The organism is Enterococcus diestrammenae, from assembly GCF_049384045.1.
Taxonomy (GTDB): domain Bacteria; phylum Bacillota; class Bacilli; order Lactobacillales; family Enterococcaceae; genus Enterococcus_C; species Enterococcus_C diestrammenae.
Map to the genome: position 1 here is coordinate 1 of NZ_JBMRGR010000008.1, position 24,502 is coordinate 24,502.

Annotated in this window: 22 protein-coding genes; 19 read left to right on the forward strand and 3 right to left on the reverse strand. The window is 38.7% G+C overall.

Annotated elements, in window-relative coordinates:
* Positions 1-593 precede the first annotated feature (593 nt).
* The 3 genes from ACO03U_RS06855 to mprF all read left to right on the forward strand — a co-directional run bounded on the left by ACO03U_RS06855 (position 594) and on the right by mprF (position 5,164).
* Positions 594-1,229 carry a DUF998 domain-containing protein gene (locus tag ACO03U_RS06855; RefSeq protein WP_204687682.1) on the forward strand — a complete coding sequence of 212 codons (636 nt, stop codon included), beginning with the start codon at positions 594-596 and terminating at the stop codon, positions 1,227-1,229.
* 77 nt (positions 1,230-1,306) lie between these two features.
* Positions 1,307-2,512: a hypothetical protein gene (locus tag ACO03U_RS06860; RefSeq protein ID WP_204687680.1), complete on the forward strand. Its 1,206-nt coding sequence runs from the start codon at positions 1,307-1,309 to the stop codon at positions 2,510-2,512.
* A 42-nt stretch (positions 2,513-2,554) separates the two neighbouring features.
* Positions 2,555-5,164, forward strand: a complete 2,610-nt coding sequence (gene mprF, locus ACO03U_RS06865; protein WP_204687678.1) for a bifunctional lysylphosphatidylglycerol flippase/synthetase MprF — start codon at positions 2,555-2,557, stop codon at positions 5,162-5,164.
* Here the strand turns inward: mprF and ACO03U_RS06870 are convergent.
* Positions 5,151-5,207 carry a hypothetical protein gene (locus tag ACO03U_RS06870; protein ID WP_423104523.1) on the reverse strand — a complete coding sequence of 19 codons (57 nt, stop codon included), beginning with the start codon at positions 5,205-5,207 and terminating at the stop codon, positions 5,151-5,153. The two genes, mprF and ACO03U_RS06870, sit on opposite strands and share 14 nt — an antisense overlap.
* 224 nt (positions 5,208-5,431) lie before the next feature.
* Positions 5,432-6,394 carry a DUF916 domain-containing protein gene (locus tag ACO03U_RS06875; RefSeq protein WP_204687676.1) on the reverse strand — a complete coding sequence of 321 codons (963 nt, stop codon included), beginning with the start codon at positions 6,392-6,394 and terminating at the stop codon, positions 5,432-5,434.
* A gap of 238 nt (positions 6,395-6,632) precedes the next feature.
* Here ACO03U_RS06875 and ACO03U_RS06880 point away from each other — a divergent pair, with 238 nt between their 5' ends.
* The 5 genes from ACO03U_RS06880 to ACO03U_RS06900 all read left to right on the forward strand — a co-directional run bounded on the left by ACO03U_RS06880 (position 6,633) and on the right by ACO03U_RS06900 (position 12,474).
* Complete coding sequence (locus ACO03U_RS06880) at positions 6,633-7,673, forward strand: WxL protein host-binding domain-containing protein (RefSeq protein WP_204687674.1); 1,041 nt, start codon at positions 6,633-6,635, stop codon at positions 7,671-7,673.
* Positions 7,657-8,352, forward strand: a complete 696-nt coding sequence (locus tag ACO03U_RS06885; protein WP_204687672.1) for a WxL domain-containing protein — start codon at positions 7,657-7,659, stop codon at positions 8,350-8,352. Before ACO03U_RS06880 ends, ACO03U_RS06885 begins: the two co-directional genes overlap by 17 nt.
* Before the next feature lie 101 nt (positions 8,353-8,453).
* A complete protein-coding gene (locus tag ACO03U_RS06890; RefSeq protein ID WP_204687670.1) occupies positions 8,454-9,479 on the forward strand; it encodes a WxLIP family cell surface protein in 1,026 nt (341 codons plus the stop codon).
* Between the two features lie 9 nt (positions 9,480-9,488).
* The gene (locus ACO03U_RS06895; protein WP_204687668.1) at positions 9,489-9,917 is read left to right on the forward strand and encodes an LPXTG cell wall anchor domain-containing protein; all 429 of its coding nucleotides are present in this window, start codon (positions 9,489-9,491) and stop codon (positions 9,915-9,917) included.
* The gene (locus ACO03U_RS06900) at positions 9,910-12,474 is read left to right on the forward strand and encodes a WxL domain-containing protein (protein WP_204687666.1); all 2,565 of its coding nucleotides are present in this window, start codon (positions 9,910-9,912) and stop codon (positions 12,472-12,474) included. Before ACO03U_RS06895 ends, ACO03U_RS06900 begins: the two co-directional genes overlap by 8 nt.
* Before the next feature lie 70 nt (positions 12,475-12,544).
* Here ACO03U_RS06900 and ACO03U_RS06905 read toward each other — a convergent pair whose 3' ends face one another.
* Positions 12,545-12,994 carry a hypothetical protein gene (locus ACO03U_RS06905; RefSeq protein ID WP_204687664.1) on the reverse strand — a complete coding sequence of 150 codons (450 nt, stop codon included), beginning with the start codon at positions 12,992-12,994 and terminating at the stop codon, positions 12,545-12,547.
* Positions 12,995-13,353: 359 nt separating this feature from the next.
* Between ACO03U_RS06905 and ACO03U_RS06910 the strand changes: the two genes are divergently transcribed.
* From ACO03U_RS06910 to ACO03U_RS06960, 11 genes are all read left to right on the forward strand, one after another.
* Complete coding sequence (locus ACO03U_RS06910; protein ID WP_204687662.1) at positions 13,354-14,298, forward strand: hypothetical protein; 945 nt, start codon at positions 13,354-13,356, stop codon at positions 14,296-14,298.
* Between the two features lie 835 nt (positions 14,299-15,133).
* A complete protein-coding gene (locus ACO03U_RS06915; protein WP_204687660.1) occupies positions 15,134-16,003 on the forward strand; it encodes a hypothetical protein in 870 nt (289 codons plus the stop codon).
* A 50-nt stretch (positions 16,004-16,053) separates the two neighbouring features.
* On the forward strand, positions 16,054-16,830 hold the full coding sequence (locus tag ACO03U_RS06920) for a YveK family protein (RefSeq protein ID WP_204687658.1): 777 nt from the start codon (positions 16,054-16,056) through the stop codon (positions 16,828-16,830).
* 13 nt (positions 16,831-16,843) lie between these two features.
* A complete protein-coding gene (locus tag ACO03U_RS06925; protein ID WP_204687656.1) occupies positions 16,844-17,551 on the forward strand; it encodes a CpsD/CapB family tyrosine-protein kinase in 708 nt (235 codons plus the stop codon).
* Between the two features lie 26 nt (positions 17,552-17,577).
* A complete protein-coding gene (locus ACO03U_RS06930) occupies positions 17,578-18,342 on the forward strand; it encodes a tyrosine-protein phosphatase (RefSeq protein ID WP_204687654.1) in 765 nt (254 codons plus the stop codon).
* 22 nt (positions 18,343-18,364) lie between these two features.
* Positions 18,365-19,081: a sugar transferase gene (locus ACO03U_RS06935; protein WP_423104525.1), complete on the forward strand. Its 717-nt coding sequence runs from the start codon at positions 18,365-18,367 to the stop codon at positions 19,079-19,081.
* Positions 19,082-19,112: 31 nt separating this feature from the next.
* Positions 19,113-19,892 (forward strand): DUF4422 domain-containing protein, encoded by a 780-nt coding sequence (locus ACO03U_RS06940; RefSeq protein ID WP_204687652.1) that lies wholly within the window; start codon positions 19,113-19,115, stop codon positions 19,890-19,892.
* 87 nt (positions 19,893-19,979) lie between these two features.
* The gene (locus ACO03U_RS06945) at positions 19,980-21,131 is read left to right on the forward strand and encodes a CDP-glycerol glycerophosphotransferase family protein (RefSeq protein WP_204687650.1); all 1,152 of its coding nucleotides are present in this window, start codon (positions 19,980-19,982) and stop codon (positions 21,129-21,131) included.
* Between the two features lie 11 nt (positions 21,132-21,142).
* Complete coding sequence (locus ACO03U_RS06950) at positions 21,143-22,075, forward strand: glycosyltransferase (RefSeq protein WP_204687648.1); 933 nt, start codon at positions 21,143-21,145, stop codon at positions 22,073-22,075.
* An 89-nt stretch (positions 22,076-22,164) separates the two neighbouring features.
* Positions 22,165-23,271, forward strand: a complete 1,107-nt coding sequence (gene glf / locus ACO03U_RS06955; protein WP_204687646.1) for a UDP-galactopyranose mutase — start codon at positions 22,165-22,167, stop codon at positions 23,269-23,271.
* Between the two features lie 22 nt (positions 23,272-23,293).
* Complete coding sequence (locus ACO03U_RS06960; RefSeq protein WP_204687644.1) at positions 23,294-24,460, forward strand: hypothetical protein; 1,167 nt, start codon at positions 23,294-23,296, stop codon at positions 24,458-24,460.
* Positions 24,461-24,502 lie beyond the last annotated feature (42 nt).

Genomic DNA, 24,502 nt, shown 5'->3' on the forward strand with positions numbered 1-24,502 from the left:
ACCGCCGTATACGGAACCGTACGTACGGTGGTGTGAGAGGTCGGTGAGGGAATTAATCTCTCATCTCCTACTCGATTGTTGTGGAATATTTCCTGTCCAATCGAACTCAGTCCTCGTGTTCAGTTGATTTGAGAAAGGTCGGCCCAGTCTAATAAGCTTTTTTGAAATTAAGGCTAAGCGATACATATACCGTCTCCGCCAGTTTCCTTATGATTTGCAGTTCTTATCATCTAATAGCAATGTGTCCCTCACTGTCAGACTTGTCGAGAGGGGCGCGGTTGTCGTTATTTGTGAGTTAGGAGGGAGAGGCGCTGTAGCTTGTTATCAGATAGGTGGCAATGGTTGACGAACAAGCGTAAAATCAATTACAAAACTTCGGTAAATTTTCGGTAACAGATTTGTCACATGCTCACTTTTTAAAAGCAAAAAGCAATAAAGTTTGATAGGATATTTCTGAAAGTTGCTGTTTCATTTCAAACGGAGGGCGATTAATCACTATTTTTAGTCAGACATTATTGAAAAGACTTGCTTGGATCGGAGCAACTGGCATGGGTCAAAACAGAAAAAAGTTGAGTTAAAAGGAAGCGAGTAGGATGGTAGGATACAAACGATTTGGCTTTTATCTTTTAGTGCTGGCGGTGGGGAGTGAATTGCTTTTGCCTTTTGTGCTAGGACATTTTATTCCCGGATACCAGCAAAAAAACATGTTGATCTCTAGCTTTGGGGAAACTGGTATGGAAACACGGAATGCCTTTCGCATATGGGAGATTTTCAATGGGATACTTTTTATTGCAGCGGCACCGGCTTTTTATCAGGAGTTTAAAACCACTTCACCATTACTGGCGGCAGGTTTGGTGGGAAGCTTGATCCTTTTCGGCCTGGGAGATTGCATCATTACCGGCTTGTTTGCCCGAGCCAAAACAGCCGAAGAAGTAGGCTTTGCAAGCATACTTCATAATGTCGCTTCGGGGGCGGGTTTCATCGCTTTATTTGTGGGTAACGGGCTATTGATTTGGCTCTTCTTTCTTAGACACAAGCCTGGTTGGGGGTTAGTCCTGTTAACTCTTTTGGTGTTGGCGGGTATCACCATGCTTTTATTCTCTTCGCCCAAACTTCCGCTTTTAAAAGCCTACCACGTAGCACATCGCGGGCTCTGGCAACGGCTGACCTTGCTGTTCTTATATTTACCTTATTTACTGGTCAGTCTGAGAAGTCTCCAGCACAAGTAGTCGATTCGCAGCTTCTTCTTAGTTTGGAAATGAAAAGGCCCATTACTTAGCAAATCAAAAAAGGAGGAGTCACATAAATGAAAAAGCGTCATTATTTGGTGATGGCATTTGTTAGTGGGTTGCTAGTAGTTGGTGGAATCAGTGGAAGAACCCTTTGGAATCAACAGTACTTTACCAGTTTGGTGGCTACTCCGGATCAAGTGCCAAAATGGGAGGCAGATCCTCGACCGCTACAAGCAGAGTCAGTTGTTCGTGACCAACTAAAGCAGTTGAATCGTCATCAAGAAAACAAGGGGATTTCCTTTGATGAAAGTAGCTTTCTAGTAATTCCGGGACTGCGAGGGGCTTGGTCGATTGATTATCAAACAAAACAAGCTGCTTTCGGCACGGACTGGGTGCCACAAGGATTGACCCAGTCACAAGATCACTACTATATAAGTGTTTACGATGGGGATCATCGGTTAAATTCCTTAATTTTTCAAATTGACAAAAAAAGTAAGAAATACGTGAAAAGTTTGATTTTACCTAGTAAAGCTCACGTGGGAGGAATTTCCTATGATGATGAGCGACGACGGCTGATTTATTCTGATGATACGAATAAAAAAGCTGGTTTTGGCTTTCTCGATCAAGCAGTGATTGACGACTATCAGGCAGCCGCAGAGCAAGCGCCGATTATCAGTCAAAAAAGTATTTGGCCGATTGGCATTCGGACCTCTTCTCTGACTTTGTATCGTAACCAGTTGATTGTGGCAAAGTATGGGTTTAATAAAGAGGAGCGTTCAATCGTTTCGGTCCCGTTAAATCAGGCTGGTGGACTTCCGACAATCAGGGATGACGGCAGTCCAGAGTTGGCCAAAGCCCTCAAGACGGGAAAGCAAAAAGAAATCGAAAAAGCGTTTATTCAATCCTTGATCCAGCAAGGGGCCATCAGCTCCTACACTCCTGGTTGGGATCGCATGCAGGGAGTAAGTTTGGCAAAATCCGGTTTGATGATCATCAGTCAATCCAATGGTCACCGTCCAGGCAAACTACGAATGGCTTATCGCCTGCCTGATCCTAGTCGTTGGGAAAAAATCGATCTCTTAAAAAGAGCCGTGGATCCCGGAGTCATTGAGGTGCCACGGGGCGTAGAAGAAGTAAGTATCAATGAAGCTGAAAATCAATTGGCTGTGATATTTGAAAGTGGCGCTAAAAAATATCGGCAAAATAAGATGCCTTTTTTAACTAGTCATTTTATGGATCGCGTCTTATTATTGCCTCTGCAAGTGACAGAAGAAAACTAGTTTGAGTGTGACAATAAATCAAAGTAAACGGTAGGTGTGTAGATGAAAAAGTTAGGCGTATGGTTTACCAAGCATAAACGATTATTCAAAACAATTTTTTTACTAGCGGTAACGGTGATTGTCTTTACCGAAATCTTGTCCATCGGCAAGACCATTTCCTTGCAACAACTTTCTGCTATTTTTGTGGATATTCCGGTTTATAAAGTGCTTTTGATGGCGTTAGTGGGGCTGCTGGCTGTCTTACCTATGACTGGCTATGATTTTACGTTAAACCAGATGATGGGCCTACAACACAAAAAAGGCTACATCTTAGAAACCAGTTGGCTAGTCAATACCATCAACAACTTGGTCGGTTTTGGCGGCTTGGTGAGTATCGGCTTACGTTCAGAGTTTTATTCCAAAGGCAAATCTGCCAAAGAAGTGTTGGGACCTTTGTCAAAAATTTTGCTGTTTTTGGAAGCGGGACTGTCGCTTTTTGGTTTGTTAAGTTTAGGCATGGTAATCAGTGGCAAAAGCAGTCCTTTCGTCAGCCAATACTGGCCATGGCTTCTAGGTGGCGGCTTGTATTTCCCCCTGGTATACCTTTTTACGATGCTGAAGAAAAAAGGAATCTTGGGTGGCTTATCACCTAGATACCGGCTACAGCTGACAGGTGTTTCTTTCTTGGAATGGCTGGGGGTCGTCGTTAGTTTTAGTCTCATTGGCTGGCTGATGGGGATTCAAGTGTCCTTGTGGGATTTGGTGCCTTTATTGATTGCCTCCTCAATCATCGGGATTGTGTCGATGATTCCTGGTGCGTTGGGCTCCTTTGATGTCATGATGATCCTCGGTTTGACAAATTTGGGGATCTCCCGGCCTCAAATCGTGGTATGGCTGTTATTGTACCGCCTCTTTTATTATGTGATTCCGTTTTTGATCGGGGGAATCCTCTTTTCAAAACAGCTTTGGACGCGATTCAATCAGCGATATGACGGGATTCCTGGCAATCTCATGCTGGAGATTTTCCATAAAATCGAAGTCTTTTTAATGTATCTTTCGGGAATATTAATCGTCTTATTGGCGACAATCCCACAAGGTTTCCGGGAAATTGGCTGGCTGCGGGGGATGAATCTTTTCCATTACCATTTGGTGGCACAGTACCCCAATATTATATTAGGGTTTAGTTTGCTCATTATGGGGCGCGGGATTGCAGCTCAAGTGAAGCGTGCCTTTTATCCAACTGTCGTGTTGTTATTCGTGGCTATTGTTTACACGTGTTTATTTGATACGAGTATTATCGCGATTGTAGTTTTGACGACGATGTTGGTGATGGTGATTGGTTCTCGCAGTGAGCTTTATCGAGAGCAGCTGATTTACTCATGGAAATGGTTAACAATTGATGGGGCGATTATCGGCTTTTTGTCGTTATTCTATGTAGCCATTGGTGTCTACAATTCGCCAGCCTTCCCTCATCATCGCCGGCATCATCCGATATCATTTATGGTATTTCCTTCTGAGCGCCTATGGATGACAGGCTTTATCGCGATTTTGGTAGTGGCGGGCTTTATGTTGGTGTTTTTACGATTTTTACAAGGACGCCGGCAAAAAATCGGTGAACCAGTAGATGAAACACGTATTCTACGCATTTTGGAAACCTATGGCGGCAATAGTGCTAGCCAGCTGGTCTTTTTAGGGGACAAAGACGTTTACATCTACCACGATGGTACTGAAGAGACTGTCTTTTTACAATTTGCGACCTATGACAATAAATGCGTCGTGATGGGTGATCCTGTTGGTAAAAAAGAAGATTTTCAAGCAGCCATCCGAGCCTTCATCGATGAGGCGGATCAATGGTGTTACCAACCAATCTTTTATGAGTGTGATGCCAATACCGTCACCATCTTACATGAATTAGGTTATGATTTTATCAAGATGGGGGAAGAAGCCCTGGTGGATTTGACTACGTTTACCACGGCCGGTAAAAAGATGAAAGGGACTCGCGCTGTTCTCAATAAAATCACCAAAGAAGGCTATACCTTCGATGTGTTGCAGCCACCTTTTTCATCAGAAACGATGGCTTGTCTCCAAGAAATCTCTGATAGTTGGCTCAAAGGACGCAAAGAAAAAGGCTTTTCACTAGGATTCTTTTCAGAAGCTTACTTGCAACGAGGTCCGATTGCTGTCGTACGCAACCAAGACCACGAAATCGTCAGCTTTGCCAATCTGATGCCTACTTATTCAAAAGAAGTAGGTACGATTGATCTGATGCGTCATCATAGTGAAAAAGCCCCATCTGGTAGTATGGATTTCTTATTGATTCATCTTTTTGATTACTTTAAAGCACAAGGCGTTTCGTATTTTGATCTGGGGATGGCGCCATTAGCCAATGTTGGCCATTCTCGCAAAAGCTTTACCCAAGAAAGAATTGCCAACTTAGTTTACGAAGGCGGCTCCCACTTTTACTCTTTCCAAGGCTTACGAGAATACAAGGAAAAGTATGCCAGCCAATGGGTCCCACGCTACACCTTGTATCACCGGGATAGCTGGATTGCTTATGTGATGTTGGTGATTTTATTGGTGGACAATCATAGCGTGGATCTCAGTCGCGCTGTGGGCAATCAGCGCAAGCCCACCAAGCAACTAGCAAAAGAAGAGCAACTTACTTCTTCTTGATGACAAGGGCTAAGCCAATTAGTAAAAAGCCAAAAGCTGCCACAAGAGGGTGTTGTACGGCGCCGGTTTTTGGGTAGCTACCATACTTGGTTGTAGAATTTGCTACATGGGTATTGATATGACTAGAATCACTCGAATCCTCTGAGACACGACGACTCAGAGGATTTTTTGGTTAGTCTGCTTGTTGGTAATTAGTTAGTTTTTAATCCTAAAACACTCACGAAAGATTTGCTTTTCTATTAAGAAGAAAACAGTGAACATGCCCCATCATCGATTAGCAGTATTTGCTGTTTTTTTGCTAGAAGACTTTTTATGCCAGTACCAGACAGCGATGCTAACCATAGCAAAGATACCTAAGATTATTGCCACCATCATACTCGTAGGAAAGGGGAGTTTAATCAATTGAATTCCGTCAGCTGTTTTTCGCAGATAAAGCGATTGTTGATAAGTAAAGCTTTGATTGTCGATTTTTAAAGTAACAGTCAGTGTGCCATTACCCGCGACTACTTCTTCCTTGAAAGGTAAAGGAAGGGAAATGGTGGTATTTGGAGCAAGTTGTATTTCTTGATTGAAGGTGGGGTGACCTTTACCTGACCACTTGCCAGTCAGTCTTCCGGAAGCGAGGCGCCCGTTGTTTTTGATGGTTAGTTGGAATTGTTGCTTAGAGTTTATTGTTAGCTGGTTTAAGGAGACATCATGTTCAGGTAAGTCTTTGGATTCACGTAGCATGACTCCGATTTGGTAGGCAAACTGATTGTTTAGGGTAGCTGAGTCAGTAATTTGATCGACTTCTTGAATCGTAATGGCCCCTAAAAGGATACCGGTAAAAGGTTTTGCTGGTATTTTTAATGTCAGTGAAATGACCTTTGTTTCGTTGGCAGCCAGTGTTACTTTATCGGGAACGGTCAGTAATTCGTCGAGTGCTGAACCTTGGTTAAGTTTGGGTATAGTAGTATAGTCGATTATTCCTTGTTTTGTAGTAGATGCGGTAGAAACGGTTAACTCCAGCCTCTTTTCCTGATTGGATTGATTGGTTAGCTGGATGTGTAGCTCTTGGCTGGTGTCGGGACTTACTAATAAATTGAAAAATGAATCAGCAGTAAGTTGATTATCTGGTAATAAGGGGGTCACGCCGTAACCGGCACTATCTGCATTGGCTATTGGAGACATCGTCCATAAGCAGAGAATTAGGAGAAAAATGAATATTGAAATTTTCCGAATCATTTTCATTTTATACCCGCCTCTGTGTAATTTTTTTCTCAGTATAGCAAATTTTATTAAAAATTACTCAAGTTTTTAATTTATCTGATTTTTATCAAAAAGTCCTGTTATTTTTTAAAAAAAAGATAAATAATAACGCTACCAATATTATTCGAAAAAAATACGTTAAATAACTAATAATAACTAAACATATTTATTGCTATTGTCAATAAAATCACTATAATGAATGGGCGAAAGGAAGGTAGCAGTGAGCAAAAGAATAAAATGGATTTCCCTATTTTTCAGTTTTTTATTGTTATTTAGTTTAGTTATTTTTTGTAATCCTGTTTACGGTGAAGAAAATGAGATAACAATTACCCCTTTGACGGTGGATGGGCAAAGGGTAACAACTGCTGAGCTCGTTCTTCCATTAGATGGAAAAAAACATCAGTTACAACTATCGGTGACCAATTTTACCAATCAACAAGCTACGGTAGTCCTTCAAGGAGCGCAAGCGACGATGGATGCTACCAGGGAAATTGACTATCAGCCGAAAAAGAAATTTGCTGGAAAGCTACCATTAAACTTCGGTGACCTGATTCCACCACAAAATCTCACGCTAGCTGCCGGCGAAACGCAAGACATCACCCTATCACTAGATTTTCAACAAGTAACCCAAGGGGAAGTGGCTGGTGCTGTTTTAATCACAAAAGATGAAGAAGCAGCCTACATGTTACCAGTAACACTGGTGGGAAAAGCAGCAATATCAGAAAATCTCGCCGTCACCAAGCTTACAGGTCAACTTGCAAATGACTTACCGGCTTTGGGTGTAACCATTGTTAACCCCCAAGCAAAGTACCTGTTAGATCAAGATGTACAGTTGTCAATCACACATGAAAAATTCTTCGGTCTAGTGAAGAAAACTTGGCAAGTAGACCTGAGTCAGTTAGATTTTGTGCCAAATGGCAAGTTTGTCTACCCTATTTCTTTAGCTGGACAAGCTTTAGAAAATGGTCGGTATACGATTACTGGTGTCTTAGGTTCTGGCGATAATCAAGTAAAAGTGAATCAAAATTTTACGATTACTAAAAAGCAGGCCAGAGCAATTAACAAACAAGTACCAACCCTAAAAGATGCAACCCTCCGACGGCTGATTATCATCGCCATCGGGTTGACTGTGGTATTAGTTTTGGTTATCACAGTAGCAATATATCAAAATAAAAGACATAAGCATTCAAAAAAGCCGACCGCTAACACGGAAGACGCTGAAAGAATGCAAGGAGGAAAAAAAGATGAAAAATACAATTAAAACATTCTCGTTATCTGCAGCAGCATTGATGACCCTAATGGTGGGTGTGGGTAACGTACAAGCGGCAACAACAAATTTGAAAACCGGTGATGTTGTTGGAGATGGGAGAGTGGCAACTGGAGATACTGAAACGACGACAGGTAAGGCAAATTCGACAGCTGAATTTGAAGTTACACCTGGAGATTTAACACTGGATGCTGTACCAGATATGAATTTTGGGACAGCTTCTGTAAAAGATATTGCGACAAATGGCATAACATTAACTTATGCAAGTGGAGATTTAACTGGTGAAGCTTCTAATGATGGAAATAACAAAGGTATAATTCGTGTTTCTGATTTCCGAGGTAGTGGTACTGGCTGGAAACTGAGTGTTGGATTAGGCAATTTTACATCTGGTTCAACAAATATATTGTCAGGAGTTACTTTGACTGTGAATGCTCCAAAAGCAGAAGGTGTCACAACTGATGCTGCTAGTACTACTGTTACACCCGAAAACGCATCTAGCGTGGTAACGGCAGAGGCTTCCGAAGGCATGGGAGAAAATACTTACACCATTAGTTCAGATACAAAGGATACAACTTTAACTATCGACAAAAATCCTACTATTAAAGCCGGCACGTACCAAGCCGACCTAACTTGGACTTTGGCAAATACACCATCTACTACTGCAGCAAAATAATATCAACGCTTTGTCCAAAGAATCGAGCATCTGCTGCTCGATTCTTTGCCAACAGAGGAAGAGCTATTGTTGGTCAGTCATCATATAAGGAGAGATACATAATGAAAAAAATCCCCCTAATTATTGGATTCCTGTTGATTTTTGTAGCGTTTACTGGTGGTAACTCCGCCCTAGCAGCAGAAAATGGTGCAGGTTTTACCATGGAGGCATTGCTCCCGGACAATCAACTAGACAATAGTAGTTTCTTTAATTTGAAGGTGACTCCTGACAGCCAACAAGAGTTGAGCATCCGCTTTACAAATTTGGAAGACGTGCCACTGGAATTAAGCGTTTCGCCAAACCCGGCGTTTACTAATAAAGGTGGTGTCATCGAGTATTCAGATTACGATTTTCCGAAAGATTCATCAGCTCAATATACAATTTCCGAACTTTTTTCCAAACCGCAAACCGTCAAGCTGAAGGCAAACGAAACGAAAGATGTCACCTTCCAGCTAACCGTGCCAAAAGAACCCTTCTCTGGGACGATTTTAGGTGGGTTTTACGCCTTAAAAGCTGCTGACGATACTGAAGCTAGTGACCAATCCATCAGTATCCAAAACCGTTACGCCATGGTAATGGGTATTAGTCTGATAGAGGATACTGAAACGGCAGTATCGCCAGAACTCAAATTAAACGCAATCAAGCCTGGTTTGGATAATGGCCATACAGCTATTTTTGCCAATTTGCAAAACATCCAACCCCAAGCGTTTGGCGAGATGACAGTAGATGCAAAAATTTCCAAGCAAGGTAGTAAACAAGTCTTAAAAGAAACTAAAAAAGACGCTCAGGAAATGGCGCCAAATTCTAACTATGATTTCGCTATTGATTGGAAAAACGATCCTATCGAAGCGGGAGATTACCACTTGAGTATGGTAGCCACTTCGGGTAAAAAAGTGTGGAAATTCGAGGAAGATTTTACTATCGTCAATCAAGAGGCAGAAAAGATAAACCAGCAGGCAGTAGGTTTACCTGAACCTGATTATACATGGTTGTATATTTTGATCGCTGTGCTATTGTTATTGATTTTATTGATTGTGGCCTTTATTTTGGGCCGACGGAAACGCAAATCAGATGAAGAAGAGAAATGAGTGATTCATATGAAAAAAATGCAGCTCTTCAAGGTCTGCTTTGTGATTACTTTGCTATTTTTGATTTTAGCACCAACCGTGACAAATGCGGATACGAAAACCAGCACTGCTGAAGTGACGATCATTGGTGGACCAATAGTTGCTGACCCCGTCGCACCACCTAGTCAGTTACCAGCGGGAAATGTAGTATTACCGTCAGCGCCAGTCGAACATTTTGTAAAAGATACGTCACAAAATATCGAAAACAATGGTAAATCTCAAGGAATAGTTGGCAATCTTTGGTCAACTGCCGAAAAGGTCTTTCCTAAAACCGGCTCGGCTACAAATTTTTGGCTTTTAGTGATTGGGCTTGAGTTAACTATGTTGGCACTGTTATTGACTCTTTTAAAAAAGCAAATCACAAATCAAACATCTTTAGGAGGAAATGCTGATGTTTAAAAAAACATTGACGGGTGCTTGTAGTTTTTTATTGCTACTGAATCCATTCACTGCTACCGCTGCTACGACATTGGCTTCCACAGAAGATCAAACTGTCGCTACCAGTAAAAATACGCAAGAATCGACGCAAGAAACCGCAGAAGGAACTACGACTAGTGAAATGACCGTAGATAGTACTACTGCTAGCGGTGAAGTAACTAGCGAGACAACAAGTTCAAGTGAATCCACCACAAGTAGTAGTGAAGCATCGACTAGTTCAAATGTTAGTGAGACGACGACCGCTACAGATTCTAGTGACACGACTGAATCTAGTGATACTGCTGAATCCACCAGTGAACTCATCACCGAATCCAGCACCCATGAATCAACGGAAGAGGCTACCACACAATCATCTGCTGAAAAGGATAGTAAAACCACTAAATTGGATGATTCGAACCCACACCTTTCCGAAAGTTACGATCCAACGATAAGCCCAGGCCCACAAGTTGATGTTGGGAGTGTGAATTATTTCCGAGACAGTGTTGTAGACACGTACCCATTAGGAATTGGGACTCATTTTACGGCGTTTGCTGGGAGAACAATCTATTTTACTGGTCAACGATCGCCAGCTCCAAACTATGATGGTACTTATGCTGCAGATTCTCTAGATTTAAACTTTGATTCAGCAACTTACTACCGAACAACTGCTGAGGATCCAGATCCAACAAGTTGGCGATACCCATTTTCATATACTTATACAGCTGATAGCGCAATAAAAACAGCACCATTAGGATTGATTGGCCGCACTTATGGAGAAAATAATACTCAGTCTAAAATGTCCTTGACCGCCTTGAAAAATTTTGAAGCAGAGCAAGGATTTCTATTTGAGGATGCATCAAGTACAATACCTGCAACAACTTATGATGCTAATAACACTAAATCTGCAGAAGATCGTACACCAGTTCAAAATAAAATTGGTGATATCCTCGATTTTCGTGATAACTTAGGGGTTCAATCTAATAATGAACTTTATGATGCAAAAACATACTTCAGCCGCAGTAAAACCCAATTGCAAACGGTAAGCAATTTTTACAAATCTTTCACTGACGACAGACCCGCTGTGGGTAATGGTAGCGTTGATTCATCGATTAAAGCAGCAAAATATGTGAGACTTGATAATGATATTAGCGAGCTTCAAGTAGAGGTGCCGGTAATTGCTGGTAGCAAAGAAAATGCTGTAGCAATATTTGATTTATCTAAAAAGACACTTGGAGTATCAGACTTTTCTGGAAATAATTCAATGAAAATTCAATTGGATAACGTAGATAGAAATAGTTATTCAAAAAAGACACTTCCTTTTATTATCTTTAATTGGAATGATTGGACAGAGCTAAGATGGTCTTTTGATTATGGTAATATGACCTTTGTCGATAAAAGTGGACATGAGTTTCCAGCAGATTTTTATAAAACAATGGGAAGTCATATTATCCATAATTTCCCTAATGTTACCAATACCTTGAGTCTAGGCATTGGTAAAGTGGATTTTCCTTTTGCTGGGACTATGTTAGTTCCAAATGGCAGTATTACACTGGAAAATTCCAATTCATTGGTTGAATCATTTTGGGGTAGTTTAATCGCCGGGGTGGATATTACTTTGAAACTTCCTATTTCTAAAGAAAAAGCTTTCGGAAGTATTTTCGACGCAGAAAACCTACCGGATTTTAATGAAACCACTTTGAAACTGACCTTCACTGATGATAAAGTGACGTCTAGCGAAAACAAGGCTCAAAATACCTTGAATATTTACGGAGACCAGAACGAGTATACCGTAGAGTTTACGCGAAAAGACCAAGTAGACCCCACTAAAGAATTGCCAGTAAATGTAATGGCTGATGAATCTCAAGGGGATGCTAGTAGCAGTCTAACAGGTTTAGCACCGCAAAAAGATATTCCGTTTACTGTTGATACCACAGGTTGGGAGCCGGGAACCTACACAATAACCGGTACTGTCACTGATAAGAATGGTCAATCTACCACAGCAGAGTTTACGATTGTTGTACAGGGAATCTTAAGCCTTGATGCTGTACCAAATTTGAACTTTGGTACCTTCAAACTCGGGACTATCGGAAATGGCAGTATCAACCATATCCAAAATTTCAAGGTGGAGACTGGTAATAGTTCTGAGGCAAATCAGGATGGTCTTATCAAGATTACTGATTCAAGAAATGGTGGTGAAGGTGGAAATTGGAGCTTAAATGTTACAATGACACCGTTTAGTAGGGAAGGGGAGGATGACTCAGTAAATGCAATCCTCAACCTGAATGTGCAACAGGATATCGATCAAGCGAAAATTATTTCACTGAAGATTAAATCCGATGAACTTCAAACGGGTGACCGCCTGAACCATCTTGGGAACGATCAAGAAACTACAAATGAAACTTTTAATATCTTAACGGATGAAGAAAACAGCAGTACCTTAGAAATTGCAGATTCCATCACCAATCTGGGAACTTATCAAAGCACCTTAACTTGGACGTTGTCTGATTTGCCAAAGTCAGACGAAATTTCCGATAATTAAACCATGCAAAAGCCGATTCCATTTGAAGGAATTGGCTTTTTTGCAGCTTAAAACTGCGGGGTATCGACAGTTATGGACTACGTCTGATAGAGGCATTATAGTGAAGAGAATCTGGCACAGCACACCAATCAATCGAAGACAAAGTCATCAATTGAATGTAGTCCAACCATAATCTTGCCACAAACTCTTCTAAAAATGGAAAAAGGCGTTGATACCGTTGCCGAAGATTATGCCATTCTGATTCGGTGAAAAATTCACGAAATTCTTGTAAAAATAAGACTAAATACGGCTGTTGTTCCCAGTCGGTGTTTAGAAATATTTCGCGTACTTCTATACTGTAGAGCTCAGAACGTAATGGGGCAACCCGTTCTGTCAACTCTGAAAGCAAGCGAATCAGACGGAGGTATCCAAGAAAAACCACCGGATTACCCTCTTTTTGATAATAATAATCCTTCAAACGCCGAGCTGTCGTTTCGGGTTTAAAATAGCCAATTTGATTCATAGTCACAATCAGTTTCATGATAAAAAAGTCTCCTCTAAAAGTTTGGATTTTTTACCTTCACAATAGAAGCTACGCCAATAAAGATGATTTTCCTTTAAAAATCTATGAAATTTCTCTAGTTATCATTCTACCGTTAGTGTTTTTTATTATTTTCTTTAAATAGCATCATAGGGTATGATTTGAAGCTAAATATTTCGGCTTCTTAGCAAAAGGAAGTATAATTTTATTGAAAGATAAGCTTTCTATCATAGTAGTCATCCAATCAGCCAAATGATAATTCCGCAAAACTTATTGTTAGTAATTAAATTATTAATCGATATATCTTGTTATATAATCGTGAGTAAGTTGCGAGCCCACAACAGAACGGAGGAGCAATAATGAAAAAAGGGTTTGGCATAATGTTAATCCTGAGCTTAGGCATGTTAGTGGCTTGTCGCGGGCCTGAGGAGACGGAAACTAGTAGCACTAGCAAATCAAGCGCCACATCCAGTACCACAAGTATTTCTTCCAGTGAAAGCAGTGAATCAAACAGTAGCGAAAGTGAAAGATCTGAGGACAGTAGCCGTTCGGAAGTCGAACCATCTACTAGCAGTTCCAGTAGCGGCAAAACAAGAGCAAGTGAGCCATCTACGTCCACAAAGCCGAGTGAGCCTACCGAATCTAGTGAACCATCCCAGTCTAGTGAATCTACCCAACCAACAGAAGCTAGTGAATCTGTAGAAGGGAGTCCTGATGCTCAAGCTGAGCTAAAGGCGATGCATAGCGAGTTACACTTGCCTACAGTGACAGCGCCAAATGGAAAAGCCTTAAATATTGCTAGTGCCGTGGAAGTCAACCGAGTCAACGTTTTATACTATGCTATGGACGAAGCCTTGATCATGAATCATCGGCAGTTAAACAATGAAACGCCTTTTGCTAGTTATTCAGTTAGCGACTACGGGTCCAATGCCGAAGCCCAGGCAGCTGTTAACTACATTGTAGATGATAGTGGGCAAGCCGTTGATTTAGGTTACGGAATCACGGGTCACCAACAAGGGGCGGCCGGTTCCACCTATCTAAATTGGCAAGAAGGAAATTGGAGCTTAACTGTTCGAGGATTAAATTCGGAAGGGCAAGACCCAGTAGCTACCGCCAAAAAGATGGTAAATTATCTGGAAGAGGCCTTTTTACCGGTACCGAAAACTTTGGGGCAGATTACCGTAGATTTAGGTAGTAGTGGTTACCAGCGGGCCCAAGTGGTGTGGCAAGTAGATGAAATCGTCTACCGTGTGACGCATCAAGATCCTTTGGGTGCCTTACAAGTGGCGGTATCGTGGGAATAACCGATGTAAATACCAAGTATCAAAATAAGTGACCTATCCAAGCAATATGCTTTTTTATGGATAGGTCTTCTTTTTGGTTAATCGATATATTTATTTTTATGGCTTACTAAACCTGGTTCTGACGAGAAAATAAATAAAAACACAAAGAAAGATAAATCGTTTTACCTATAAAAAAATGAATAAAAATGAGCAAAAAAAAACTGACTGACTTTTGACGATTTTCTGAGCCTTCAATTAAAAAACAGATTTCTTTCAGAAAATTTACCTATTACGAGCTCCTGAGCAGAAGAGGCTAGTGATTATCAGAGTACTGTACCACTACAATAAAAAATAGACAAAATTAAACAACACAACTTTAAGCTTGATTTAAGTTACGAAAGACTAACTCACGACCGAAGTCATTTTTTCAAAAAAAATAGCGAAAATTCTACTTTGCAATAATTCTAGAGACTCGCTATTATAATAGAAGCGATTTTAATTATGTAATTTACCAAGTCTTAGGACCAATTTAAAACAGGTTCGAAAGACTTTTTATTTGGAACTATCTGACTTTAATGTTTTTTCGCATATTGATAGTGTACGCATTTTTTGATTAATGAATTTGGTAAAATTGGAATTATATGACGTGTACAGCGTTGAATTTACATCACATGGTTTTCTATCGATGAGGCGGTTACATAGCGAATTATATTCGTGTTTTCAAGCTTTTTGTCTTCAAATTGACGAAAAAATGGTGTTAACTTTCCGAAACTCTGTATTCTTAAACGAAAATACAGTATAATGAGTTCAATTGTCATGTGTCATATAATTTTTTGTGTGGGAGAGTGTAGACTGGATGGGGAGACCTTTACTAAAGGGCCTGGCTGTAACGGCTGTTGGGATTGGTGCTATCGTGATTTGTTATATGGGGTATCAAGCAAATGCCTCACATCAATACGAACAACGGGTCCAATATGCCAATAAGGCAATCGAAAATGGGCAAGAAAAACTAGCTGCCATCGATAAAACGATTGGCTTATTTTATGTGGATGACCAACAAGTTTTCTTACGTGAAGATTTGGAGGATGGTGAGCTTACTAGCGAACGGGGGAAGTTAGAAGCGGTCAAAGTGGATGCTGAAGAATACAATATCCAGACGAAAGACTTAGCTAGCGACACCAAAAAAATCCAAGAAACGAAAGCTGCGTTGACGAAAAAAATAGCTTTAGTAGAAGATAAATTGGCCGTCCAAAATAAAACCAATGAACTATTTGAAAAATCGGTGAGTTCATGGCAAGAACCAGTGAACGATGTCGTGATTAAAGAAGATCTCACAGATGAAGCTATTGGCAACATCCGTGAAGACTTGAAGCTGATGATGATAGATGATCAATGGAAAAAAAATATTACTGATTACTTAGACTTTGCCGATGCGCAACTAACTCGTATCAAAGACATCGAAAAAAGTATCGGTGAAATGCTCAAGGACGGTCAAATTACTGAAAATGCGACTTACGAAAGCTATCTATCCTTAGCCGATAGTATCAGTCAAGTCCGCAATGAAAGCAAAAAGGCTGACTTCACTAAGTCACTGAATACGATTAGTGAGCAGCTGGGTTATGGTGGTGTTTCATCCGATGATGGTGGTGCTAGTGACTCCAGTGACACCTACTCAGAAGAAGATACTGGCTACGATGAAGAAGCTTACACAGAAGATTACGAGTAGACTCGATACACGATGTTTTTGAGAAAATGAGAGAAAGTGGAGACAATATAATGGAAGAAACAATCAGTTTAAAAGAGATTTTTGAGATTTTAAAGGAGCACATCACGACGATATTGATGTGCATGTTTGCTGGGCTAGCACTAGCAGGGGTAGCTACTTTCTTTATCATCACGCCGAAGTATGATTCACAAGCACAGCTAATCGTGAAGCTTCCACGAACAGACACGACAAATGCTGGGGATGTCAATACGAATCTATTGATGATCAATACTTATAAAGACATGATTACCGGGGATTTGGTCATGAACACTGTCCAAGATCGCCTCGAATCTGAATACAAGTTAGACAAGACTGTCGGAGAACTTAAAAGCGCGATTCAAGTCCAACAATCGCAAAATTCACAAATGTTCTCTATCGTGGCGACGGATACAAAACCTGTCGATGCCGAACATATCGCCAATACGACTGCCAAAGTCTTCCAAGAAAATGCCAAAGATGTCTTGGATGTCGATAAAATCTCGATCATTTCTGACGCTCAAGCTTCCATGACACCTGTCTCTCCAAATAACAAACTCAACTTAGCCATTGGACTAGTCCTCGGGCTGATGGTGGGTGTCGGATTAGCCTTCTTATTGGAATTGTTAGACCGGACTGTCAAAGATAGCCGTTTTGTGGCTGAAAACTTAGGATTGACTATTCTTGGTTCGGTGCCACAGATGAGTGACAAAGAACTCAAAAAAGCGACCAAACCTGTTGCTGCGGTGCAACAACAAACTAGCGCTAAAAATACACCAGACAAGGCTCGTCGCAGTCGTTCACGAGTATAGGGAGAAGTAGATAATGGGAAAACGAAAAAGTAGTAAACATCATAACCAACAAACCGGTGCAGTCAGTCTGATTACCTTGGCAGACAAGTCCTCGCCAATCTCCGAGCAATATCGAACGATTCGTACCAATATCCAATTTGCTTCGGCAGATCAAAAAATCCAGACAATCGTCGTCACTTCATCTGGTCCATCAGAAGGGAAATCGACTACTTCTGCGAACCTAGCAGTAGTCTTTGCTAACTCAGGTCAGCGAGTGCTGCTGATTGATGCTGATATGCGAAAACCAACTGTTCATAAGACTTTTGGACTCAGCAATGAGAGTGGCTTGAGCCTCGTCTTGAGTACCAATCAAAGTGTCTTAGAAAATGCGCGGACGGTAGGTATCGAAAATCTATCAATCTTACCAAGTGGTCCCAAGCCACCCAACCCTTCAGAACTACTTGGCTCTGCTCGCATGAATCAAGTCATCGAGGAAGCACGGCATCTTTATGACATCATCATTTTTGATATGCCACCTGTCGTCGCCGTGACCGATGCGCAAATCATGGCTTCCAAAGCAGATGGTACTTTGCTAGTCGTGCGGGAAAATGTCACGCGTAAAGATGCACTGACGAATGCTAAAAACTTATTGGAAATGGTCCAAGCACGCGTACTTGGTGTTGTCTACAATGGTACGCAAAATATGAAAGATCAAGGGTATTATTATTATTACGGTAACTAAGTCAGACGGATGGGAGGAGAAGTAAGATGATTGATCTTCATTGTCATATCTTACCCGGTATTGATGATGGGGCAGAAACACTAGCCGATAGCCTCGATATGGCTGAAAAAGCCATCAGCCAAGGCATCACCCATATCCTATGTACCCCACATCATAACAATGGCAAATATGTGAATCCAAAGGTCGAAGTAATCGATAGAGTGGCGGAATTACAAGCCACTCTTGATCAGCGCAATCTACCGCTGACCTTATTAGAAGGCCAGGAGGTACGGATTACAGGTGACTTATTAGAGGAAATCCAGCAAGACCGGATTTTATTCACCGACCTCGAAGATACCTATCTTCTCATCGAATTTCCGACGATGGATGTGCCGGCTTATACGGAGCAGCTATTTTTTAGCTTACGCAATATGGGAAAAGTGCCAGTCATCGTCCATCCAGAGCGCAATGCTAAGTTTCGGGAAGATCCCAATCGTCTGATTCCTTTCTTGGAGATGGGCTGTCTGGCACAGCTCACAGCTCCAAGCTACATAGGTGTCTTTGGCAAAGATATCCAAAAAACGGCAAAGCAGATGGTCGAGCACAACCTCGTCCAGATGATGGCATCCGATGCTCATGGTACCAAAAAAAGAACATTTGTAATGAAAGAAGCTTTTCGCCAGATTGGCCATGACTTTGGTGAGGACAAAGTCGCAATGATGGAACAAGTGGCGAAGGATTTGATCAATGGGGATGAGGTCACATTCCCGGAATATATGGAAATAAAGAAAAAGCGATTTGGATTTTTTTAATCAATGGGGAGGAGTACAAATGATGATGGGTAATGAATTTTTTAATGTGTTAAATGTGAGTGAATTAAAAAATTATTATCAGGATCAGTATTTTAAGCTGCAATGGGTTGATCAAGAAAAATTAAGCAAACAAAAAGGTTATGAATTTGTCAAACGCGGGATTGATATTGTCGGTGGGACGGTAGGATTAGTTCTTGCTTCACCAATCATGGCTTATGTAGCCTATAAAATTCGCCAAGAAGAACCAGGATCACCGGTAGTCTTTGCTCAAACTCGGGTAGGACGCAATGGCAAAACTTTTACTATGTATAAATTTCGTTCCATGTGTGTTGATGCTGAAGAAAAGTTAGCAGCACTAATGGCTCAAAATGAAGTTGATGGTGCCATGTTTAAAATGAAAGAAGATCCACGAGTAACTAAGATTGGTAAAATGATTCGTCGCACTAGTTTGGATGAATTGCCTCAATTACTGAATGTTGTCAAAGGAGACATGAGTCTGATTGGTCCTCGGCCACCTTTGGAACGTGAGGTTGCAGAGTATACTCCCCATGACATGCAACGACTGTTAGTTAAGCCTGGTTGTTCTGGATTATGGCAAGTTAGCGGTCGTAATGAAGTTGGTTTTGAAGAAATGGTGGACTTTGATGTGGAGTATATCAAAAATCGCAGCATCTTAAATGATATTAAGATTATCTTAAAAACTGTTAAAGTTATGATTAAGCCGAATGGGGCGTATTAATTTTTAAAGAAAAGGATTGAATGGAGTTAATATGAAAACAATAGCTGTTGGTGTAGCGACACATAAGAAGTACCAAATGCCAGAGGATATCATGTATGTACCAGTTCAAAGTGGCTCTTACTTTAATTCTGAAGATTTAGGTTATTCCCGAGATAACACGGGAGATCATATTTCTGAAAAAAATAAAAACTACTCAGAATTAACAGCACTTTATTGGATTTGGAAAAATGTTTCCGCTGATTATAAGGGATTAGCTCATTATCGTCGCCATTTTTCAAAAAATCATAATGTCAGCATTTTTACTCAAGGGACTTTTAATGAAGTTTTGGATCGTAAAACTTTGGATAGTAAACTTGAAAAAGCTGATATCGTTTTACCTAAAAAGCGTAATTATTATATTGAGTCGATTGAGTCTCATTACAATCATACTCATTACCCACAAGATTTAGTAGTGACTCGAAAAGTTTTAGAGAAATTGCACCCTGATTATGTGGCAATGTATGATGAAGTATTGAATCGAAAATCTGCCCATATGTTTAATATGTTTATCATGTCCGAAGAAAAATTCAATGCCTACTGTGAGTGGATGTTTTCAATTTTGTTTGCTCTTGAGGAAGAATTAGATATTTCTGAGTATAACGATTTTCATGCGCGAGTATTTGGACGGGTGAGCGAAATTCTGTTAGATGTTTGGATTGATAAAAATAATTATTCTTATGAAGAAATCCCGGTAATTTTCATGGAGAATCGATCTTGGCTAGAAAAGGGCACTAAATTTTTGAAGGCTAAGTTTAAGATTAGTAGGTATTAATATTTAACCTTAACTGAAGCTGAGAATCTGTAAACTAGATTATTTTATTAATATAGATTTTGAATTGATTTATTTGGAGGTAAAGTTGTGCAAAAAATAAAGAACTTGGTTAAGAATAGTAAATTTATTGCTCAGTGTTTTTTTTATGTTCTTTATATTTACTATTTTATTTTGGATCATTTACTAAAGAAGAAGAAAAAGATGATATTTACATCTTTTTCAGGGAGACAATTCAGTGATAGTCCTAAAGTTCTTTATGACTATATAAGACAAGATCCTCGGTTTAAAGATTATGAGTTAGTATGGGCATTTAACAATCCCGATAGCTATCAGTTACCAAGTGGTACTCGAAGCATCTCGATCAATAGTGTGTCTTTTTTCAAGGAGTTGTTTAGCAGCTCCGTTTGGATTTCAAATACAAGCATTGAAAAACTTGTACCATATAAATCTAAAAAAATTTTTTACTTGAATACTTGGCATGGAATTCCGTTAAAAAAGATTGGCAAAGATGAAACCCATGTGAGTTTACTTGTAAAAAAATGGTATACCCAGGTTAAATTTGATTTGTTAACAGTTTGTGGTGACTACGATGATGAAATTTTCAAGACAGTATTTCCTAATTCAGTTAATCATATTAAAACTGGATTACCACGAAATTTGCCATTGGTTGAGAAAAAATCACAACAAATTGATTTTCGTCAGTCGTTGATTGAAAAATATGGTTTAAATGAAGATGTACGTCTAGTTTTATACGCACCAACTTTCAGAGAATTTCAAAGTCCAAAAATAAATCATATTTTCAATGGTGATGTTTTACCTGACTTTGGTAGTAATACAGTATTATTGTTGCGAACTCATTATTTTGAAAAAGTTAATTTGGAAAGAAGCAATGTTATTAATGTCTCTGATGAAAATTTAGATGAGTTGCTTTTAGCTACGGATTGTTTAATTAGTGACTACTCAAGTATGATGTTCGATTTTTATCTTTTGGATAAACCAATTTATATGTATGCTTATGACTATGATAAGTATCGAGATTTTCGTGGGTTTTACGTTGATTTGAAAGAAGTTTATGACATTCCAATTTTAAATGAAGAGACTCTAAAAAACATTTACTACAATGATGATGTTAAATATCAAATAAACAATACTTTGCAAATTGTGAACATGTTAAAAACTGTTGATATCAATAAATTGTTGGATGCATTAGCTATAGGTGTTACTAATATTGAGAAATAAGGAAGATGTAGATGAATAAGACATATGGTTCAGTTGTTGTTACTTTTAATAGAAAAGATTTGCTAATGGAAGCTATCCAATCTCTATTAGATCAAACTATTAAACCAACAAAAATTATTATTGTAGACAATGCTTCAACAGATGGGACGGTTTCTGAATTAATTGAAAAGTTTGATGTTCTCAATCAGAAAATTTTTGATTTAGTAGAATTACCAGAGAATATTGGTGGAGCAGGTGGCTTTAAGGCAGGACTGGATAGATGCAAATTATATAATTTTGATTATGTTTCTGTTAGTGATGATGATGCCATGTATCAAAAAGATTATTTTGAAAAGATTCTGAACTATGCAGATACCCATCCACAAATAAGAGCTTATTGCGGAAAAGTAATATATGAGGATTCAACTATTCAGCTTACTCATAAGAGACGAGTATTGCATTCGAAAAGTTTATTAGATGAAATTGTTGTCCCTGTTGAAGAATATAGCCAACCAACATTTTCTGTGGATGCAGTTTCTTTTGTAGGCTTAGTGATGGACGTTAAATTAATATCTGAAATTGGTTTACCTCTTGAAGAATATTTCATTTGGTTAGATGATTTTGAGTATTCACTGCGTATCAGATCCAAGACTGAAATCGTTTGTTTAACAGATGCAGTTATTGTTCATAAAACAGCTTTTGCTGCTGATAATCATAAATATCAGTATACATGGAAAGAGTATTATGGGGTTCGAAACCAAATTGATTTGGTAAAACGTCATACGAAACATCCAGTTATTTCAAAAGTTGCATTAGAATGGAAATTTTGGTCAAGATTAGCGGCAAATTATATGAAACCGAAATATTCTGGATATAGAAACATCCGTTCAAAAACTTTGCGGGATGCTCATAGTGATGGAAAAAATGGGAAGATCGGAAAAAATTCAAACTATTTACCCAACTAGTTTATAGAAAAAGTTCATTTCGTGAATCGTAATATATTTAACAAACTAAAATTTATCATAATTATTTAATTAGCAAAGGGGATACCAAAATGAATTATCTAGTAGTCGGTTCAGGCCTTTTTGGCGCGATTTTTGCAAATGAGGCAGCCAAAAAGGGTCATCAAGTAAAGGTGATTGAAAAACGCGATCATATCGCAGGAAATATTTACACAAAAGAAGTGGAAGGAATTCAGTTCCACCAATATGGTGCCCATATCTTCCATACTTCCAATAAAGAAGTTTGGGATTATGTGAATCAATTTGCGGAGTTTAACCGTTATACGAACTCACCGATTGCTAATTATCATGGTGAAATTTACAATATGCCATTTAACATGAATACTTTTAATAAACTCTGGGGCGTGGTTACTCCAGCTGAAGCAAAAGCAAAAATTGACGAACAACGGGCCGTTTTAAATGGTAAAGAACCCGAAAATTTAGAAGAACAAGCAATTTCTTTAGTAGGTACTGACATCTATAAAAAACTCGTTAAAGAATATACTGAAAAACAATGGGGACGCTCTTGTACAGAACTTCCTGCCTTTATTATTAAACGTCTGCCAGTTCGTTTGACTTACGATAATAACTATTTCAACGATAAATACCAAGGAATTCCAATTGGTGGCTATACACAAATCGTAGAAAAAATGTTAGATCATCCAAATATCGAAGTTCAATTAAACACGGACTTCTTTGATAATCGTGAAGCTTTTGAAGCAGAAGCAGATAAAATTGTCTACACTGGGATGATTGATCAATATTATGATTACAAATTTGGTCGTTTAGAATACCGTTCACTGAAGTTTGAAAATGAAATTCTTGACGAAGAAAACTATCAAGGCAATGCAGTGGTGAACTACACTGATGCAGATCATGCTTACACTCGGATTATCGAACACAAACATTTTGAGTTTGGCACGCAAGAAAAAACCATCATTACTAAAGAATATCCCGCAGATTGGCATCCTGGTGATGAACCATATTATCCTGTCAATGATGATAAAAATAATAATCTTTACCAACAATATAAAGACCTTGCTGACAAAGAAGGTAAAGTTATTTTTGGTGGTCGCTTGGGGATGTATAAGTACTTTGATATGCATATGGTGATTGCTGAGGCATTAAGAATAGCTTCTGAAAAACTAAAAGAAAATTGAATTATATCTTGAATTGATCACAATGAAAGAAGTGAAAAAAATAAATATTATTAATAAAAAAATAAATATGAATTCGCTTTTGTTTTTTTCGGCCTATGCTTTTTTTATAATTTCAAGTTTTATTGGTGAGAGTACCCTTTCACTAATTATCCCAGATTCTTTAGGAAAAATGTTACAGGTCTTAGGTATTATGTTACTGGGATTAAAATTTTTTAGAGATAAATATTCTTATCGAGAACTACTTTTTTATATAATTTCTTTAAGTTTACTAATAATATACTTTTTGTTTAGTGGCTCATATGATGTGATATTATTTTTTACATTAGTTTTAGCTGTTAGAAATATCGACTTTGATTTAGTCGTTCGGTTTTTCTTTCTACTCGTTCTATTTTTATTAAGTCTGGTAATGGTATTGGCTATTTTAAAATTTGTTCCAAATTATACTAGCATAAGACCAACAGGAATTCCCCGAATGGCTCTAGGAACCTCATATCCGACAGTATTAGGAGCATATTGGTTTTATCTAAGTTGTTGTTTGGTTTTTATTTTTAGAAGAAGTAAATCTGTTATACTATTTTTTCTTTTAGTTCTTATTGGTTTATTCGTTAATTATGTTGCGGATTCCAGAGCTGCAATGATGTTAATTTTTCTATTAGCACTCATTCAACTATTAACAATAATAAATGATAAAGTTTTTTTTAGATTTATATATCACATAAGGTTTGTTATTATTGCTTTATTAATAACTTTCAATTTTTTATCAGTCCTATTACCTTATATGTATCAACGTATGCCAACAAATTTAGCTACATTTTTGAACACTTTACTCTCAAATCGACTTGTATTAGGTAATCAAGCCTTTAATACTTATCCAATCAATTTTTTTGGAAATGATATTATAGTTAATGGTTATGGAAACGGACAAATTTTATCTTATGGAGAAAAATATTTCTATATTGATACTTTAAATATATGGTTACTTTTTTTTAAAGGAATTACTGCATTAGTTGCCTATGTATCACTTTTCTTTACCAATATTTTAAAAATCTTGAAGAATAGAAAAATTATTTTATTTTTACTTCTTTCATTAATTACATTATTTGACTTTGTTGATAACAAATCTTTCCGTCTTTCATATAGTCCCTTTATGCTATTTTTGTTCGCAGATACAAAGAAAGAAGAACTATAATTTAAAGAATAAATAATGATTAGATTAACTAAATTTTGTGTC